Source organism: Variovorax sp. FW301-JW7 (assembly GCF_058788795.1).
Window position 1 is genome coordinate 182,084 of the sequence record NZ_JBYTBC010000003.1, and the last position, 15,643, is coordinate 197,726.

The following is a 15,643-nucleotide window of genomic DNA, read 5'->3' on the forward strand; positions in this document are numbered from 1 at the left end:
GGCGGCGCGATGCTGTCGCTGCGCGCCAGTTTCGCGCCGGACCCCGACGTGTTCCTGAAGGCGGCCTGAGCCGGGTGGGGTGGGCGTGCTGGGGGACAATCGAAGAAACCCTTTCGCAACCCACTCCCACGACCATGTCTCGCCTCGACGACCCCCGCCACGACGCCGAAGTCGGCTCCCGCGACAGCACCCTCGACACCACCCGCATCGACGACGTGCGCATCGGCGCCGTGCGCCCGCTCATGACGCCCGCGCTGCTGCAAGAGCGCGTGCCCGTGCGCGACAACACGCTCGCGCTGGTCGAAGGCAGCCGCGCTGCCATCGCCGACGTGCTGCACGGCCGCGACGACCGCTTGGTGGTCGTGGTCGGCCCGTGCTCCATCCACGACCACGACCAGGCCATCGAATACGCGCAGCGCCTGAAGAAGGTGGCCGATTCACTGCAGGACGACCTGCTCATCGTCATGCGCGCCTACTTCGAGAAGCCGCGCACCACCGTCGGCTGGAAGGGCTACATCAACGATCCGCACCTGGACGGCAGCTTCGCCATCAACGAAGGCCTGGAGCGCGCGCGGCGCCTGCTGCTGGAGCTGACCACGCTGGGCCTGCCGACCGGCACCGAGTTCCTCGACCTGCTGAGCCCGCAGTTCATCGCCGACCTGATCGCCTGGGGCGCCATCGGCGCGCGCACCACCGAGAGCCAGAGCCACCGCCAGCTGGCCTCGGGCCTGAGCTGCCCGGTCGGCTTCAAGAACGGCACCGACGGCAGCGTGAAGGTGGCGGCCGACGCCATCCTCGCGGCCCGCGCACCGCATGCTTTCATGGGCATGACCAAGATGGGCATGGCCGCGATCTTCGAGACGCGCGGCAACGACGACTGCCACGTGATCCTGCGCGGCGGCAAGGCGCCCAACTATTCGGCGGCGGATGTCGCTTCGAGCTGCGAGGCGCTGCTGGCCAACGGCCTGCGCCCGCAGGTGATGATCGACGTCTCGCACGGCAACAGCAGCAAGCAGCACCAGCGCCAGATCGTGGTGGCCGAAGACGTGGCCGCGCAGATCGCGGGCGGCGAGCGGCGCATCACCGGGATCATGATCGAGAGCCACCTCGAGGAAGGCCGGCAGGACCTGAAGCCGGGTGTGCCGCTGAAGCACGGCGTGTCGATCACCGACGCGTGCATCGGTTTTGCGCAGACGGTGCCGGTGCTCGAAGGGCTGGCGTCGGCGGTGAAGGCGCGGCGCCGGTTGGCCAAGGCCTGAGGCTGACGAGGGGGCAGGGCGACTCCCTGCCGCCTGCGCCCGGGCGGGTCCGGGCACCGCCCTGAGCCGGCCTGCATCGACTTCCTGAGGCGGGGCAGCCTCGGGCGTCCTGCGCTTGTCGCGACCACTTTCCCCACCCGCCATCGACCGCACCCAGGCCTCCATTTCGCCAAGCCACGCGGCGCCGGGATTGTGGCGGAAATGTAAACACTGCAAACAGTTTTCTAATTGTTACGAGAACTACATCACGAAACTTGAGCCGAGGCGCCGTGAATCCGAGGGCAAACAGGCTGGTCGTGGGGCATCCTTGCGCCACTTTGTAATCAAAACGTATGCAAAATGATTACAAAATACCGACCTGTCAGGTCTTATTGATTACATTTGGAGTTCTTCATGCTCAAGCTCGCAGTCGCCGCGGCGGTTACCGCCACCCTCGCTCTCGCATCCGGTTCCGTCCTGGCCCAGACGGCCTCGGCGAGCTTTCAGGTCAAGATGACCATCGTCAAGAGCTGCTCGGTGACCGCCGGCACCACCTCCGACATCAGCCTGGGCACCGCCGTGCTGCCCACGGCGACCAACCAGACGGGCAGCAACACCATTTCGGTCACCTGCTCCAAGACCACCCCGTACAACGTCGGCCTGGCGCCGTCGACCGCCAACAGCGGCACCGTCAACGGCACGGGTTTCATGTCGTCGGCCACCAACAGCGACAAGGTGCCTTACGCGCTGTATTCGGACTCGACCTATGGCGCAGCCTGGGGCAGCACCATCGGCACCAACACCGTGGGCGGCACGGGCGACGGCGCTGCGGCATCCCTGACGGTCTACGCCAAGAACACCAACGCCAATTTCACGCCCGGCAGCTACGCCGACACCGTGACGGTGACGGTCACGTACTGAGCCTGTACTGAATCGTGAGACGTGCTCTTGCCATCCTCGGACTGTGGGGCGCATGCCTGCTTGGCGGCGGTGCGGTCCAGGCGGCCGGCCTGCAGGTCTCGCCTGTCACCCTGACGCTGGCGGCGACCCGGCAGGCCGACGGGCTCTGGCTGAGCAACACCGGGCCGGCGCCGCTGGACGCGCAGATCCGCGTGTTCCGCTGGACGCAGGTGGACGGGCAGGACCGCATGGATCCGGCGGACGGACTCATCGTCAGCCCGCCCATGTTGCAACTGCCCATCGAAGGCCGGCAACTGGTGCGCGTGATCCGCAACGGGCCGCCGCCCGCGGGTGCGGCGGAAGAGGCCTACCGCGTGCTGGTGGACGAGTTGCCCGTGCCGCAGGCGGCAGGCGCTGCGACGGACGGCAAGAAGAGCAACCTGAACTTCGTGATGCGGCACTCGCTGCCCATCTTCGTTTCTCCGGCAGGCGCGGAGCCGGCCCCCGCGCAGTTGCGCTGGAGCCTGCGGCGCGAGGACGGCAAGGCCGTGCTGGAAGTCAGCAACAGCGGCGGGGTGCATGCCCAGCTGGCGGATCTTGTGTTCACCGGCGCGGACGGCCGCGCCGTCACCGCCCATGCCGGCTTGCTGGGCTATGTGCTGCCCGGCGCCACCATGCGCTGGCCGCTGAAGACGCCGCCTGCCGCCGTGTCAGGCGCGGGTCGCTGGCAGGCCATGATCGATGGCAGGACCACGGCCGCAGACCTCGCGCCACTGGCGCGCTGAGCAGGCCGTGCACATGGCGAGGGCCTTGCTGGCCCCTTTCGCGCTGGCGCCGTTTGCGCTGGTCCTGACCGCACTGCCCGCCCTGGCTGCGCCCGCCGCCCAGGCCGCGCCGGCTGCCATGACGCTGTACCTGGAGGTCAGCCTCAACGGCATGGCGCGCGGGCTGCATCCGTTTCGCCTGGAGGGCGGGGCCTTGTGGGTCTCTCGTGCGGTGCTGCGCGAACTGAGTTTCTCCCTGCCCGACAACGCTGCCGAATGGCTGCCCTTGCGCGACCTGCCCGGGCTTTCCGCTGACTACGATGCCGCGCGCCAGCAACTGGCCCTGACCGCGCCGCTCGCGATGCTGAGCCTGCCCACCGCCACGGTGGGGCAGGCGGCCGTCAGCGCGCAGCCCCTGAGCACCTCCACCGGCCTGCTGCTGAACTACGACCTCTACGGCACCCAGGGCCGGGGCGGCAGCGCCAGCCTGAGCGCCTTCGGCGAGCTGCGCGCGTTCCGCGGCGCCAGCGTGCTCAGCACCACCTGGCTGATGCAGCGCACGCACGACACGCAGGGCTGGAAGGACCAGTCCGTGCGCATGGACAGCACCTGGAGCCTGGCCTTCCCCGACAAGATGCTCACCCTGCGCGTGGGCGACACGCTCACCGGCGCGCTGCCCTGGTCGCGCGCCACGCGCATCGGCGGCATCCAGCTGACGCGCGACTTCGGCCTGCAGCCCTACCGGCAGACCGCACCGTTGCCCAGCTTCATCGGCTCGGCCACGATGCCCTCGGACGTGGAGCTGTTCATCGACGGCATCCGCCAGTACAGCGGCCAGGTGCCGGCGGGGCCGTTCCAGCTCAACACGCTGCCGCGCATCAACAGCACGGGCACGGCGCAGGTGGTGGTGACCGACGCGCTGGGCCGCGCCGCCACGCTGAGCTTTTCGCTCTTCGACAGCAACCGCCTGCTGGCGCCCGGGCTGACCGATTGGACGGTCGACCTGGGCGTGGTGCGCCGCAATTACGGCCTGCGCTCCTTCGACTACGGCAAGCAGCCGGTGCTGACCGGCACCTGGCGCCGGGGCCTCAGCGACAGCTTCACGATGGAAGCGCATGGCGAGGTGACGCGCGGCCTGGCGCTGGCCGGCGCCGGGGGCGTGTGGCAACTGGGCGCCGCGGGCACGCTGTCGGCGGCGCTGGCGGGCAGCCGGCACGACGCCGACACCCCCGGCGGCAGCCGCAGCGGCACGCAGACCAGCCTGGGCTACCTGTGGCGGCAGGAGCGCCTGTCGGTGGGCCTGAACGGCACCCGCACCCAGGGCGACTACCGCGACGTGGCCACGGCCTACGGCTCGGCGCCGGCCAAGGGCAGCGCCAGCGCGAGCGTGGGCTACGACATGGGCGGCCTGGGCAACGTCAGCGTGAGCTACCTCTACCTGCGCCCGGTCGGGCAGAACGCGTCGCGCTACGCCAGCGTGAACTGGTTCCGTTCGATCGGGCGCACGACCTCGATCACGGTGGGCATGAACCAGAACCTGGACAAGCGCAGCGACCGCGGCGTCTTCGTCGGCCTGAGCTGGTCGTGGGACGCGCAGACCAGCGTGAGCGCCGGCGTGCAGCGCAGCGGCGACCAGGGCACCGTGGGCACCGTCAGCGCGCAGCAGTCGCCTCTCGGCGACGGCGGCTGGGGCTGGCGCGCCACGGCGCGCACGGGTAGCGGTGCGACCGGCGGCCAGGCCGAAGTCAACTACCTCGGCCCCTACGGCCGCGTGCAGGCCGGCGTGAGCGAGATGGGCGGTGGCCGCGCCAGCCGCTACGCCTATGCGGGCGCCAGCGGCGCGCTGGTGCTGATGGGCGGCGGGGTGCTGGCCGCGCGGCGCATCGACGACGCCTTTGCGGTGGTGGACACCGACGGCGTGGCCGGCGTGCCCGTGAAGCTCGAGAATCGCCCGGTGGGGCAGACCAATGCGAGCGGCCTGCTGCTGGTCGTGCCGGTGAACGCCTACCAGAACAACAAGCTGGCGATCGACCCGATGGATCTGCCCGCCGACGTGCGCATCGAGCGCGCCGAGAGCCTCATCACCCCGGCCGGCCGTTCGGGCGCGCGGGCACATTTCGGCATCACGCCCGTGCGGGCCGCCCACGTGGCATTGATGGACGCACAGGGCCAGCCCCTGCCGCTGGGCAGCCGCGTGCAGGTGAACGGCCAGGACGGTGGCGGCGCGGTGGTGGGCTACGACGGCTGGGTGTACCTGGACACGCTCGACGTGCGCAACACGCTGGCCGTGCGCACGCCCGACGGCGGGGTGTGCCGGGCGCAGTTCGACTGGCGGCGTCCCGAGGGCGGTGGTTTGCAGAAAGAGCGGTTGACATGTGGACGTTGAGATTCGTGAAACTGGCGCTGGCACTCTCGTGCCTGCTGGGCATGGGCGCGGCGCATGCCGACCCGAGCTGCTGGGTTGCCAGCCAGCCCACCTTCGCCTTCGGCACCGTGACGGCGTCGGCGGCGACGGACACCACCGCCACGGTCGGCTTCGCCTGCCAGAACGACACCGGCCAGACCATGTACATGAACTACTGCGTGTACGTCTACCAGGGCAACGAGATCGCCGGCTACGCGCCGCGCTACATGACCAACTGGAACGGCTCGCAGATGGCCTACAACATCTACTCCGACGCGGGCCGCAGCAGCATCGTCGGCCCGCCGCCGGGCGGCGGTACCTACAGCAGCGCGGCAGGCACGTTCGTCCTGCCGGCCGGCGGCGGCAACGTCGCGCTGAACATTCCGCTGTACGGCCGCGTGCCGTCCGGGCAGTCGCTGGCGGCGGGCAGCTACCAGGCCAACATCTACAACTCCCAGGTCGTCTGGGGCATGAAGAACGGCAACGCCCCCGGCAGCTGCAACGCGAGCTCGGCCAAGTACACCGGGGTGACGAATTTCTACACGCAGGTCACGGCCACCTATTCGAGCGCCTGTGCCGTCAGCGTGACGGCCACCGACCTGGACTTCGGCAGCGCCGGCTCGCTGGCGTCCGCGGTCAACGGCACGGCGGCCATCACGATGGCCTGCCCGCCCAGCACGGCCTGGAAGGTGGGACTGAGCAATGGCGTGAACGTGACGGGGACGCAGCGGCGCATGGCGGGCGGGACCGGTGACTACATCCGCTACGAGCTGTACCGCGATGCCGCGCGCTCGCTGCGCTGGGGCAATGCCGCAGGCACGGACACGGTCGACGGCAGCGGCAATCCCGGCAGCGCCATCCCGGTCTACGGCCGGGTGCCGGCCCAGACCAACGTGGCGCCGGGCAGCTACAGCGACACGGTCACCGTCACGGTGACGTACTAGGGGCGGTCAGGCGCCGGCGCGAGTCGGCGCGTGGCGCTGCTCCGCATAGGCTTTCAGCGACTGCATGGTCCGGGGCAGCCCCGTGCGAAGTTGCTTGGCAACGCCGGGCCCGAACAGGAAGGCGAGGCCACCGGTGAACCACACGCGGTGCATCACTTCCGAGCCGCCGGCGACGGGCGACACCGTGTGTTCGAAGTGCATGCGGAACAGGGGAATGTGGCCTTCGACGGTGAACGAGCGGCCCTCGGTGCGCTCCGTGACCGCCATCGGCACGCCCATGCCCTTGCTGGGAACGATCCGGCCCTTGGTTCCCACGGCGAAGGGGCCGTTGAGCTGGGCCTTCTTGGTGTCCGGGTCCCACAGATGCCATCGATCGACCTCGCTCCAGATGTGGTCGACGACCGTGGGCGGGACTGCGATGTGGATGCGTTCTTCGATGTGCATGAGCGGGCCAGGAGTAAAAACGCGCAGCCTAATGCAAGGCAGCCCGTCCACCCGCGAAGCAGCCTGGGCGATGAAGGACATTGCGGCCATCGCCCGGCCGCGTTGCGCATCAGATCGGCGCGTAGGCGCCCGTGCCGTCCGGCCAGGCCGTCAGCACCTCGTAGCCGTCGGCCGTGACCGCCACCATGTGCTCCCACTGCGCGGACAGCGAGCGGTCCTTGGTCACGACGGTCCAGCCGTCGGCCAGTTGCTTCGTTTCGGCGCGGCCCGCATTGAGCATCGGCTCGATGGTGAAGACCATGCCCGGCTCCAGCACGAGGCCCGCCCCGCGCCGCCCGAAGTGCAGCACCTGCGGTTCGTCGTGGTAGATGCGGCCGATGCCGTGTCCGCAGTACTCGCGCACCACGCTGAAATTTTCGCGCTGGGCGACCGACTGGATCGCGTGGCCCACGTCGCCCAGCGTCGCGCCGGGCTTCACCTGCCGGATGCCGGCGCACAGGGCTTCGTAGGTCGTCTCCACCAGCCGGCGCGCCAGCACGCTCGGCGCACCGACGAAGAACATGCGGCTGGTGTCGCCGAACCAGCCGTCCTTGTTGACGGCGACGTCGATGTTGACGATGTCGCCCGCCTTCAGGATCTTGTCGGCCGAGGGAATGCCGTGGCACACCACCTGGTTCACCGAGGTGAGGATGGTCTTCGGATAGCCCAGGTAGCCCACGTTGGCGGGAATGGCGCCTTGCACCTTCACGATGTGTGCGTGGCAGAGGCGGTCGAGCGCTTCGGTGCTCACGCCGGGCACGACGTGGGGCTCGATCATGGCCAGGACCTGCGCCGCGAGTTGGGCGGCATGGCGTGCCATCACCAGTTCGTCGGCCGACCGGAGGGGAACGTCGTGTGCCATCAGTGCTGCTTGCCGTTCGCGGGGGCGCGGGGCTTGCCGGGTGGGGCGGCAATGTCCAGGCCGCCCGAGAGCTCGGCCTGGATCAGCAGCTGGCAGACCTCCCGGTAGTCGAGGTCGGGATGCATCTCGGTCAGCATGCCGACCCGCATCCAGTGCTCTGCCTGCGCATTGATCGACCGGCTCAGGGCGTTGCCCGCCACGCGCAGGTTCTCGTGCATCAGGTCTGAAATCTTGACGATGCCCATGGGTCACCTCTGTATGAAACGTATATGGATTGTATGCGTTTCATGTGGTCGGGTGTCGGGGCCGGTCTATGCGCTCTTGTCTCGCGCGATCAGCAGGTTGCGCGCTTCCACCAGGAGTGGCTTCACGGTCTCGAAGGTCGCGGCGCTCGGGTTGATCACGCTGACCCAGTACATCTTGGCGTACACCGGGTGCGGCATCAGCCGGTCGAGCGCGGCGTGGTCGACGTCGGCCAGCGGCTGCTCGCCGAACAGCGCGCGAAAGGTCTCCTTGCCCACGCCGACATTCAGGCGGAACACGCCGGGCCGGTTCAGCTTCGAGGCGCTGTCGAAGTCGTTGTCCTTCGTCACGATCGTGGCGAAGGGGAACTTGTTGTCCGCGCCGTGGAAGAAGAAGGTGTTGTCGTCGGCCACTTCGAAATGGCCGCCGCCGAGCATGTCGATGAGGTGTTGGGTGATGTCGTCTTCGGTCATGGAGGTCAGTTGAAGATCAGGGCTTCCAGCGCCGCAGGCCGAGTTCGTCGGCGAGCGCCTGGTAGGCCTTGATGCGCGCCTGCACGTAGTCGTCGAGTGCGGCGCCGGTGAGCGCGAAAGGATAAAGGCCGTGCCGTTCGCGCAGCGCCGCGTAGCCCGGCGCGGCCGTGGCCTCGGTGAAGGCGGCGGTCCAGGCGCGCACGGCGGCGTCGGGCACGTTGGCGCTCAGGTACACGCCGCGCACGGTCGGCCAGACGATGTCCGCGCCTTGCTCGCGCGCGGTGGGCACGCCGGTGAGTGCGCTGCCCAGCCGCGCTTCGGACAGCACCGCGAGCAGGCGCAGCGGCGCGCCGCCGGCGATGGCCTGCAGCGCCTCGGCGGCGTCGCCGGGGAACGCGTCGACGTGCTTGCCCTGCAGCGCGCCCAGCGCATCGCCGCCGCCTTCGAAGGACACGAAGCGCATCGCCTTCGGTGCGCCGCCGGCCGCGCGCACCAGCAGCGCGGCCTTCACCCAGTCCTGGCTGCCGACCGTGCCGCCCGCGCCGAAGACCACGCGCGACGGGTCCTGGCGCAGCGCGGCGATCAGGTCCTGCAGGCGGCGATACGGCGAGTCGCGGTGCACGGCGACCACGCCGTAGTCGGTGCCCAGCGTGGCGATCCAGCGCACGGCCGAGGGCGGGTGCGGTCCGAAGCGGCCCTGCGCGAGGTTGAGCAGCGAGCCGCTCGAGAACGCGACCAGCGTGCCCGGCCCGCCGAGCTGGCCGCTCGCGATGCGGTCGAAGGCCACCGCGCCGATGCCGCCCGGCAGGTAGCGCTGCGCGAGCGGCGTGCGTGCGGGGCGCACGGCCTGCAGCGCATCGCGCGCCAGGGCGCAGGTCAGCGCGAAGCCGCCGCCGGCCTTGGCGGGGATCACGCATTCCGCCGGGCCTTCGGACGCATCGCCCGCCGCGGCCGTCGCTTGCAACGCGACAGGCGCGAGCCACGCGGACAGCGCGCGCAGCGCGTGGCGACGGGTGAAGGTAAAGGGGCGTGGCATCGAAGAGAAGGAGGGCGGCGGTTCACCCCGCAGGCCGGGGCCACCAGATGATGGCATGCAGGCCCGGCCCCGCGTCGCGCGCTTCGAGCCGCAAATCGCCATGGTGCCGCTGCGCGATCGAACGCACGATCGCCAGGCCGAGCCCGAAGCCGCCCTGGTCCGCGCGTGCGCCGCGCCGAAAGCGCTGGCCCAAGGTGGCGCGCTCGTCCTCGCTCAGGCCGGGGCCGTCGTCCTCCACGTTGAGGCTCCAGCCCGCGGCGTCGCCGGCCGCGAAGAGCGTGATCGTGCCGGCCGCCGGCGTGTAGGCGATGGCGTTGGCCACGAGGTTGCTCAGCGCCTCGCGCAGCAGGCCGCGGTCGCCCACCGCGTGCAGCTCGGGCGAGGGCGCATGGATGCCCAGGTCGATGCGCTTGGCGCGCGCCAGCGGCAGCAGGTCGACCGCCACCTCGCGCAGCAGCTCGGCGGTGTCGAATTCGGCCGGCGCCACGGCCACGGTGTCGCTACGGCCCAGCGCCAGCAGCTGCTGCGCGCTGCGCGTGGCGCGGCCGATCTCGGCGCCCAACGCGTCGAGCGCGGCGCGCACCTGCGCCGGGTCGTCCTCGCGGCGTGCGTAGTCGGCCTGCATCTGCAGCGTGGTCAGGTGCGTGCGCAGCTGGTGCGAGGCGTCGTCGAGAAACTGCCGTTGCTGCGCGACCAGTTCCTGCGTGCGCGCCATCTGCTGGTTCACGGCGGCCACCAGCGGGCGCACCTCGGCGGGCAGGTCGGTCTCGGCGATGCGCGTGAGGTCGTCGGGCGTGCGTGCCTGCACCTCGCGCGCCAGCCGCGACAGCGGGCGCAGCGCCGCCGCCAGCGCCAGCGCGGTCCCGCACAGCAGCATCGCGAGGATCAGCCCGTCGCGCAGCGCGGCGCTGCGCACGAAGCGGCTGGTGAACTCCTGGCGCGAGCGCGTGCTCTCGCCGACCTGGATCAGCACGCTGCGCCCGGTGCTGCCGGCCGGCGCGCGGTCCAGGTCGCGCCGGTAGGCCGCGAGCCGCACGGCCTCGCCGAAGTAGGTGGCGTCGTAGAAGGCCGGCACGCCCATCGCCGGCTCGACGGGCGGCGCGGGCAGGTCGGCGCTGCCCAGCTCCACCAGCCCGTCGGAGGTCGCGACGCGAAAGAACACCTGCCCGCTGGCCGTGAGCTCGAAGAACTCGAACATCGTGTACGGCAGCTCGACCGAGAGCCCGCCCGAGGCCGTGGAGATGTTCGCGTCGATCGACTTGAGTGCGCCCAGCAGCGAGCGGTCGTACGCGGCGTTGGCGGCGGCCAGCGCGTCGTGCCGCGTCATCCACAGCTCGATGCCCGTCACCAGCAGCAGGGCGGGGAACAGCAGCAGCGCGAGCCGCTGCCACAGGCTGGTGCGGCGCAGGCGGTCGGTGAAGCGGCGCAGCGCGCTCACTCAGTCCGCTTCCAGCACGTAGCCCAGGCCGCGCAGCGTGACGATGCGCACCCCGCTGCCGTCGAGCCGCTTGCGCAGCCGGTACACCAGCACCTCGATGGCTTCGAGGTGCACCTCGTCGTCGTCGGAGAACACGCGATCGAGGATCTGCTGCTTCGACAGCGGCTCGCCGCTGCGCTGCACCAGCGCGCGCAGCACGGCCTGTTCGCGCGGCGACAGCGCGAGCGCCTCGCCGCCCAGCGTGAACTGCCGGCGTGCGCCGTCGTACACCAGCGGCCCGCAGGCCAGGCGCGGATGCTCCACGCCGCGCGCACGGCGCACCAGCGCGTGCAGCCGCGCTTCGAGCTCGGCCAGCGCGAAGGGCTTGGCGAGGAAATCGTCGGCACCCGCGTTGAGGGAGGCGACGCGCTCGTCCAGCGAATCGCGCGCCGTGAGGATCAGCGCCGGCAGCCGCTGGTCGCGTTCGCGCAGCCGCTGCAGCACCGTGTGGCCGTCCATGCCGGGCAGGCCCAGGTCGAGCACCAGCGCGTCGTGGTCGCGCTGCTGCAGGGCCCGGTCGGCCAGCCGGCCGTCGTCCACCCATTCGACCTGGATGCCCGCATGCTCCAGCGCCTTGCAGAGCCAGGTGCCCAGGGTGTGTTCGTCTTCGGCCAGCAGGATGCGCATGGCGCCGATGCTAGGGCCTGCCTGCCTCAATCAGGCTTGATGTTTGCCCGGGCGATCACTTTCTGCCAGCGATTCTGTTCGGCGGTGATGAACTGCGCGAACTGCTCCGGCGTGCCGCCCACGGCCTCGGCCGCATCGGCCGTGAGGCGCTGCATCGAGTCGGGCGACTTCACGGCCTTCATGGTCTCGGCCGAGAGCTTGCTCATCTGCGCGGGCGTGATGCTGGCCGGCGCGAGCATGCCGTACCACTGCGTCATCTCGAAGCCGGGGAAGCCCTGCTCGGCCACGGTCGGCACGTCGGGCAGTTGCGCCAGGCGCTTGGCCGAGCCGGTCGCGATGCAGCGCACCTTGCCGGCCTTGATGAACGGAATGATCGCCGCCGCGCCGATGGCGGAGGCGTCGAGCCGGCCCGAGAGCAGGTCGGTCACCATCGGGCCGGTGCCGCGGTAGGGCACGTGCAGCATGAACACGTCGGCCGTCATCTTCAGGTACTCGAAGGCCAGGTGGCCCGCGCTGCCGTTGCCGGCCGAGCCGTAGCTCAGCTTGCCGGGCTTGCTCTTGGCGTAGGCGATGAACTCCTTGAGGTTCTTGGCCGGCACGTCGGGGTGCACCACGTACAGGCTGGGCACCTTGGCCAGCAGGCTCACGGGCTTGAAGTCCTTGTTCGCGTCGTAGGGCAGCTTGGCGAAGATGTAGGGGTTCACGGCCAGCGTGCCGATGTGGCCGAGGATCAGCGTGTGCTGGTCGGTGGCGCGCGCCACCTCGCTCATGGCGATGTTGCCGGCCGCGCCGGGCTTGTTGTCGACGAACACGCTCTGGCCCAGCGTGCGCGACAGCTCGGCGGCCGTGGAGCGCGCCACGATCTCCGAGCTGCCGCCCGGCGCGAAGGGCACGACGAAGCGGATCGACTTGCTGGGCCAGGCGTCTTGCGCCGAGGCCATCGAAGGCAGCAGGCCGCCGAGGGTGAGGGCGCCGCCGGCTTGCAGCCAGTGGCGGCGGCTCAGGGGGACGGCGTCGTTCAGGAAGAGGTCGGACATGGTGGGTGTCTCCATCGATCTTGTAGGAAAGCCTGCATCGTGCCGGGTGGATGCTGTCGGAATGCTGTCAGTTCGCCAAGCGGGGCCGTTCGCGCCGTGCGCCTGTCGTTTCGCGCCGCACGGCCCGCGTTCCGTCGCAACGCCGTAGGCGGCGGGCGAGGGCGCCGCCACCATCGGCACTCACTGCTCTGTCACCGAGCGAGGAGACCCGACATGCGCCCCTTCTTCCGCCTGAGCCTGTGGCTCGCCGCCGGCCTGTTGTTCTGCTGCCGTGCCTCGGCATTCGAGGTCGGCTGGCAGCCGTTCAACGTCGCGGGCGCCGCGCCCGTGACCGCCGCGCTGTACTACCCGACGCAGGCGGCGTCCCGCGAGACGGCCATGGGGCCGTTCACGGTCCGCGCGGCGATCCGGGCGGCGCCAGAAGAGCGGGTCAAGGGGCTCATCGTGCTGAGCCACGGCCTGGCCGGCACCGAACTGGGCCACGGCCGCCTCGCCGAAGCGCTGGCGCGGGACGGCTACCTCGTCGCCGCGATCCGCCATGCGGGCGACAACTGGCAGGATGCGTCACTGATGCAGCGCGGTGCGGCGGCCTATTTCACCGAGCGGCCGCGGCAGGTCTCGCAGCTGATCGATGCGCTGCTCGCAGACCCGCGCTGGAAGGACCGCATCGCCAGCGACGCCCAGGGCCCGCGCATCGGCGCGCTCGGCCATTCGGCGGGCGGCTACACCGTGCTGGCCCTGGCGGGCGGGCAGGCCGACCTGTCGCAGTCCGCGCGGCATTGCGAGCGCGAGCGCAGCGCCGATCCGGTGTTCTGCGGCATCGGCAAGGACGCCGCGCCTTCGACATCGCCGCTGCTGCCTTCGCTGCGCGATGCGCGCGTGCGCGCCGTCGTGCTGATGGCCCCGGTCGGCGTGCCGTTCACGGCGTCGTCGCTGGCGGCCATCCGGGGGCCCGTGCAGATCCATGTGGCGATGCAGGACCGCTTCCTCGTGCCGCGCTTTCACGGCGAATGGCTCGCGCAGCAGATGCCCCAGGCCGTGCTGCACCGCGTGCCCAACGCCTCGCACTTCGCGTTCATGGACAAGCCGGGCATGCCGATCGCCACGCCGGGCGGCGACGTCCAGGAAGACCCGCCGGGCTTCGACCGCGCGGCCTTCCTGGCGCAGCTCGGCCCCGAGGTGGCGGCCTTTTTCGACAAGGCCTGGCCCGCGCCGTAGCCGCAGGGCTCAGATCAGGTTGCGCATCGCCTGCGCCGTCTCGCGCAGCACGGGCAGCACGCGGGCCACCGCGTCTTCCGAACTCTCGTGCCCCATCGGCATCGTGATGTTCAGTGCGCCCACCAGTGTGCCGTGGCGGTCGCGCAGCGGCACGGCGATGCCGCGCGAGTTCAGGTCGAGCTGCTGCTCCGACAGCGCCCAGCCCTGGGCGCGGATGCGCGCCAGCTCGAGCTTCATGCGCTCCATGCTCGCGATGGTGTGCGAGGTGAACACCGTGAGCTGCCGCGTGGCCAGCCAGTCGTTCAGCTCGGCGTCGCTGCGCAGCGCCAGCATCAGCATGCCCGAGGCCGTGACCTGCGCCGGCACGCGCGCGCCGAGCACGTAGCCGGTGCTCATGCTGCGGTTGGGGCCGTTGCGCGCGATGTAGACCACCTCGTCGCCGTCCATCACGCTGAGGTAGGCGATCTCGTTGGTGCCGGCCGCCACGCGCTGCAGGAAGGGCTGCACCACGCGCGGCAGGCGGGCCGATTCGAGGTACGACTGCCCCAGGCGCAGCACGCGCGGCGTGAGCCAGAACAGCTTGCCGTCGCTGGCCACGTAGCCCATGTGCTGCAGGGTGAGCAGGTAGCGCCGCGCGGCGGTGCGCGTCATGTTCGTGCGCTGGCCGGCCTGGCTGGCCGTGAGGCGCGGGTTGGCGTCGTCGAAGGCCTCGATGATGCTCACGCCGCGCTCCAGCCCGGCGATCCAGTCGCGCTTGTCCAGGCCGGCGGGCGGCGTCGAGTCGTCGGGGCTGGTGCTGTTCATGGGCGGAAGTGTGCCCGCGTCCGGCGCGGCGGCGAGGGCCGAATGGCTAAGTAAAAACCCGCAATTTGATCGATTGACGAACTATAAAGATCGATCATCGAACGTTTGACTGTCCATGTGCCAGCAGGCTGCGCGCGAAGGGACTATAAAGCCCGCTGTTCCGCCCCGAAACGAGCGATTGACGAACGGAAGCACGCCCATGAGCCCCATCATCACCGGCAGCACCCAGGCCTACCTCATCCCCGGCGACCCGGTCCGCAACGTGCGGCTGCCGCGCATGTTCAACGCGGCCTTCGCGCGCTACGGCATCGACGCGGTGCTGGTGCCCATGCAGGTGCCGGTGCGCGACTTCGCGGTGTTCATGAAGTCGGCCTTCCTGGCGCGCAACGTGCGCGGCATGGTGATCGCGCCGCCGCACAAGCCGCGCGTGGTCGACCTGCTCGACGGCTGCGGCCTGTTCGGCCGCGTGGCCGGTTCGGTCAACGTGGTGCGCCGCACCGAGGGCGACCAGCTCGAGGGCGACCTGTTCGACGGCGAAGGCCTGATCGGCGCGCTCGACCGCTGCAACGTGCCGTTTCGCGGCAAGCGCGTGCTGATCCTCGGCGCGGGCGTGAGCGCCGCCGCCATCGGCGTGGCGCTGGCCGAAGGCGGCACGGTGAACGGCGCCGAGCACATCGCCTTCTTCGACACCGCCTCCGGCAAGGCCGCGGGCGTGGCCGCCAAGCTCGACGCTTTCTTCGATGCGACCGTGGTCGCGGTCGACAGCAACGCGCCCGAGGGCTACGACCTCGTCATCAACGCCACGCCGCTGGGCCTGGCCGAAGACGACGCGCTGCCGCTCGACGTGGCGCGCATGGAACCGCACGCCGCGCTGTTCGACATCCTGCTGCGCAACCAGCCCACGCCGCTGGTACGCGCGGCCCGCGCGCGCGGCCTGAATGCGCAGGCCGGCTTCGAGATGCTGGTGCAGCAGATGCCGCACTACTTCCGCTACTTCGGCCACATCGACGCGGCCGATGCGATGCAGGCCGACGCCGACTTTTTGCGCGAGCTCATCTATCCGCCGGCGATGCACGCCGAGATCGCAACCCCGTTGCGCTACCAATCCCCGAGCGTGGCCTGACCCCGCGCCT

16 protein-coding genes are annotated in these 15,643 nt (G+C 70.5%); 7 read left to right on the forward strand and 9 right to left on the reverse strand.

What is annotated here, in order from left to right; all coding sequences use genetic code 11:
* Positions 1-134 precede the first annotated feature (134 nt).
* The 5 genes from AC3WQM_RS09305 (at position 135) to AC3WQM_RS09325 (ending at position 6,250) form a co-directional block, all read left to right on the forward strand.
* Positions 135-1,259, forward strand: coding sequence for a 3-deoxy-7-phosphoheptulonate synthase (locus tag AC3WQM_RS09305; RefSeq protein ID WP_139703841.1), 1,125 nt, complete (start codon positions 135-137; stop codon positions 1,257-1,259).
* Between the two features lie 393 nt (positions 1,260-1,652).
* Entirely contained in the window at positions 1,653-2,159 is a 507-nt protein-coding gene (locus tag AC3WQM_RS09310) for a Csu type fimbrial protein (protein WP_489057256.1), read from the forward strand.
* Positions 2,160-2,173: 14 nt separating this feature from the next.
* Positions 2,174-2,923, forward strand: coding sequence for a fimbrial biogenesis chaperone (locus AC3WQM_RS09315; RefSeq protein WP_492678174.1), 750 nt, complete (start codon positions 2,174-2,176; stop codon positions 2,921-2,923).
* 25 nt (positions 2,924-2,948) lie between these two features.
* Positions 2,949-5,288, forward strand: a complete 2,340-nt coding sequence (locus tag AC3WQM_RS09320; RefSeq protein ID WP_492678176.1) for a fimbria/pilus outer membrane usher protein — start codon at positions 2,949-2,951, stop codon at positions 5,286-5,288.
* Complete coding sequence (locus tag AC3WQM_RS09325) at positions 5,276-6,250, forward strand: Csu type fimbrial protein (RefSeq protein WP_492678178.1); 975 nt, start codon at positions 5,276-5,278, stop codon at positions 6,248-6,250. Before AC3WQM_RS09320 ends, AC3WQM_RS09325 begins: the two co-directional genes overlap by 13 nt.
* A 6-nt stretch (positions 6,251-6,256) precedes the next feature.
* Here AC3WQM_RS09325 and AC3WQM_RS09330 read toward each other — a convergent pair whose 3' ends face one another.
* From AC3WQM_RS09330 to AC3WQM_RS09365, 8 genes are all read right to left on the reverse strand, one after another.
* Entirely contained in the window at positions 6,257-6,694 is a 438-nt protein-coding gene (locus tag AC3WQM_RS09330; RefSeq protein WP_492678180.1) for an SRPBCC family protein, read from the reverse strand.
* A 109-nt stretch (positions 6,695-6,803) separates the two neighbouring features.
* Positions 6,804-7,595, reverse strand: a complete 792-nt coding sequence (gene map / locus AC3WQM_RS09335) for a type I methionyl aminopeptidase (RefSeq protein WP_492678182.1) — start codon at positions 7,593-7,595, stop codon at positions 6,804-6,806.
* On the reverse strand, positions 7,595-7,840 hold the full coding sequence (locus AC3WQM_RS09340; RefSeq protein ID WP_099796415.1) for a ParD-like family protein: 246 nt from the start codon (positions 7,838-7,840) through the stop codon (positions 7,595-7,597). The genes map and AC3WQM_RS09340 overlap by 1 nt, the downstream gene beginning before the upstream one ends.
* A gap of 66 nt (positions 7,841-7,906) precedes the next feature.
* On the reverse strand, positions 7,907-8,311 hold the full coding sequence (locus tag AC3WQM_RS09345) for a DUF6194 family protein (protein ID WP_492678184.1): 405 nt from the start codon (positions 8,309-8,311) through the stop codon (positions 7,907-7,909).
* 16 nt (positions 8,312-8,327) lie between these two features.
* Positions 8,328-9,347 (reverse strand): Bug family tripartite tricarboxylate transporter substrate binding protein, encoded by a 1,020-nt coding sequence (locus AC3WQM_RS09350; RefSeq protein ID WP_492678186.1) that lies wholly within the window; start codon positions 9,345-9,347, stop codon positions 8,328-8,330.
* Positions 9,348-9,369: 22 nt separating this feature from the next.
* Positions 9,370-10,785, reverse strand: coding sequence for a sensor histidine kinase (locus AC3WQM_RS09355; protein WP_492678188.1), 1,416 nt, complete (start codon positions 10,783-10,785; stop codon positions 9,370-9,372).
* Entirely contained in the window at positions 10,786-11,451 is a 666-nt protein-coding gene (locus AC3WQM_RS09360; RefSeq protein WP_062482520.1) for a response regulator, read from the reverse strand.
* A 26-nt stretch (positions 11,452-11,477) separates the two neighbouring features.
* The gene (locus AC3WQM_RS09365; protein WP_492678190.1) at positions 11,478-12,488 is read right to left on the reverse strand and encodes a Bug family tripartite tricarboxylate transporter substrate binding protein; all 1,011 of its coding nucleotides are present in this window, start codon (positions 12,486-12,488) and stop codon (positions 11,478-11,480) included.
* 213 nt (positions 12,489-12,701) lie between these two features.
* Between AC3WQM_RS09365 and AC3WQM_RS09370 the strand changes: the two genes are divergently transcribed.
* A complete protein-coding gene (locus AC3WQM_RS09370; RefSeq protein ID WP_492678192.1) occupies positions 12,702-13,706 on the forward strand; it encodes an alpha/beta hydrolase family protein in 1,005 nt (334 codons plus the stop codon).
* A 9-nt stretch (positions 13,707-13,715) separates the two neighbouring features.
* On the opposite strand, the gene AC3WQM_RS09375 is transcribed toward AC3WQM_RS09370, so the two are convergent.
* Positions 13,716-14,510 (reverse strand): IclR family transcriptional regulator domain-containing protein, encoded by a 795-nt coding sequence (locus AC3WQM_RS09375; protein ID WP_056573982.1) that lies wholly within the window; start codon positions 14,508-14,510, stop codon positions 13,716-13,718.
* 199 nt (positions 14,511-14,709) lie between these two features.
* Here AC3WQM_RS09375 and AC3WQM_RS09380 point away from each other — a divergent pair, with 199 nt between their 5' ends.
* A complete protein-coding gene (locus AC3WQM_RS09380; RefSeq protein WP_095947409.1) occupies positions 14,710-15,633 on the forward strand; it encodes a shikimate dehydrogenase family protein in 924 nt (307 codons plus the stop codon).
* Positions 15,634-15,643: the final 10 nt, after the last annotated feature.

What these genes read in the sequence shown, in the direction of transcription:
- AC3WQM_RS09305 (WP_139703841.1), top strand. Translation starts at nt 135, where the DNA reads ATGTCTCGCCTCGACGACCCCCGCCACGACGCCGAAGTCGGCTCCCGC.
- AC3WQM_RS09310 (WP_489057256.1), top strand. Translation starts at nt 1,653, where the DNA reads ATGCTCAAGCTCGCAGTCGCCGCGGCGGTTACCGCCACCCTCGCTCTC.
- AC3WQM_RS09325 (WP_492678178.1), top strand. Translation starts at nt 5,276, where the DNA reads ATGTGGACGTTGAGATTCGTGAAACTGGCGCTGGCACTCTCGTGCCTG.
- AC3WQM_RS09330 (WP_492678180.1), bottom strand. Translation starts at nt 6,694, where the DNA reads ATGCACATCGAAGAACGCATCCACATCGCAGTCCCGCCCACGGTCGTC.
- map (WP_492678182.1), bottom strand. Translation starts at nt 7,595, where the DNA reads ATGGCACACGACGTTCCCCTCCGGTCGGCCGACGAACTGGTGATGGCA.
- AC3WQM_RS09340 (WP_099796415.1), bottom strand. Translation starts at nt 7,840, where the DNA reads ATGGGCATCGTCAAGATTTCAGACCTGATGCACGAGAACCTGCGCGTG.
- AC3WQM_RS09345 (WP_492678184.1), bottom strand. Translation starts at nt 8,311, where the DNA reads ATGACCGAAGACGACATCACCCAACACCTCATCGACATGCTCGGCGGC.
- AC3WQM_RS09350 (WP_492678186.1), bottom strand. Translation starts at nt 9,347, where the DNA reads ATGCCACGCCCCTTTACCTTCACCCGTCGCCACGCGCTGCGCGCGCTG.
- AC3WQM_RS09360 (WP_062482520.1), bottom strand. Translation starts at nt 11,451, where the DNA reads ATGCGCATCCTGCTGGCCGAAGACGAACACACCCTGGGCACCTGGCTC.
- AC3WQM_RS09365 (WP_492678190.1), bottom strand. Translation starts at nt 12,488, where the DNA reads ATGTCCGACCTCTTCCTGAACGACGCCGTCCCCCTGAGCCGCCGCCAC.
- AC3WQM_RS09370 (WP_492678192.1), top strand. Translation starts at nt 12,702, where the DNA reads ATGCGCCCCTTCTTCCGCCTGAGCCTGTGGCTCGCCGCCGGCCTGTTG.
- AC3WQM_RS09375 (WP_056573982.1), bottom strand. Translation starts at nt 14,510, where the DNA reads ATGAACAGCACCAGCCCCGACGACTCGACGCCGCCCGCCGGCCTGGAC.
- AC3WQM_RS09380 (WP_095947409.1), top strand. Translation starts at nt 14,710, where the DNA reads ATGAGCCCCATCATCACCGGCAGCACCCAGGCCTACCTCATCCCCGGC.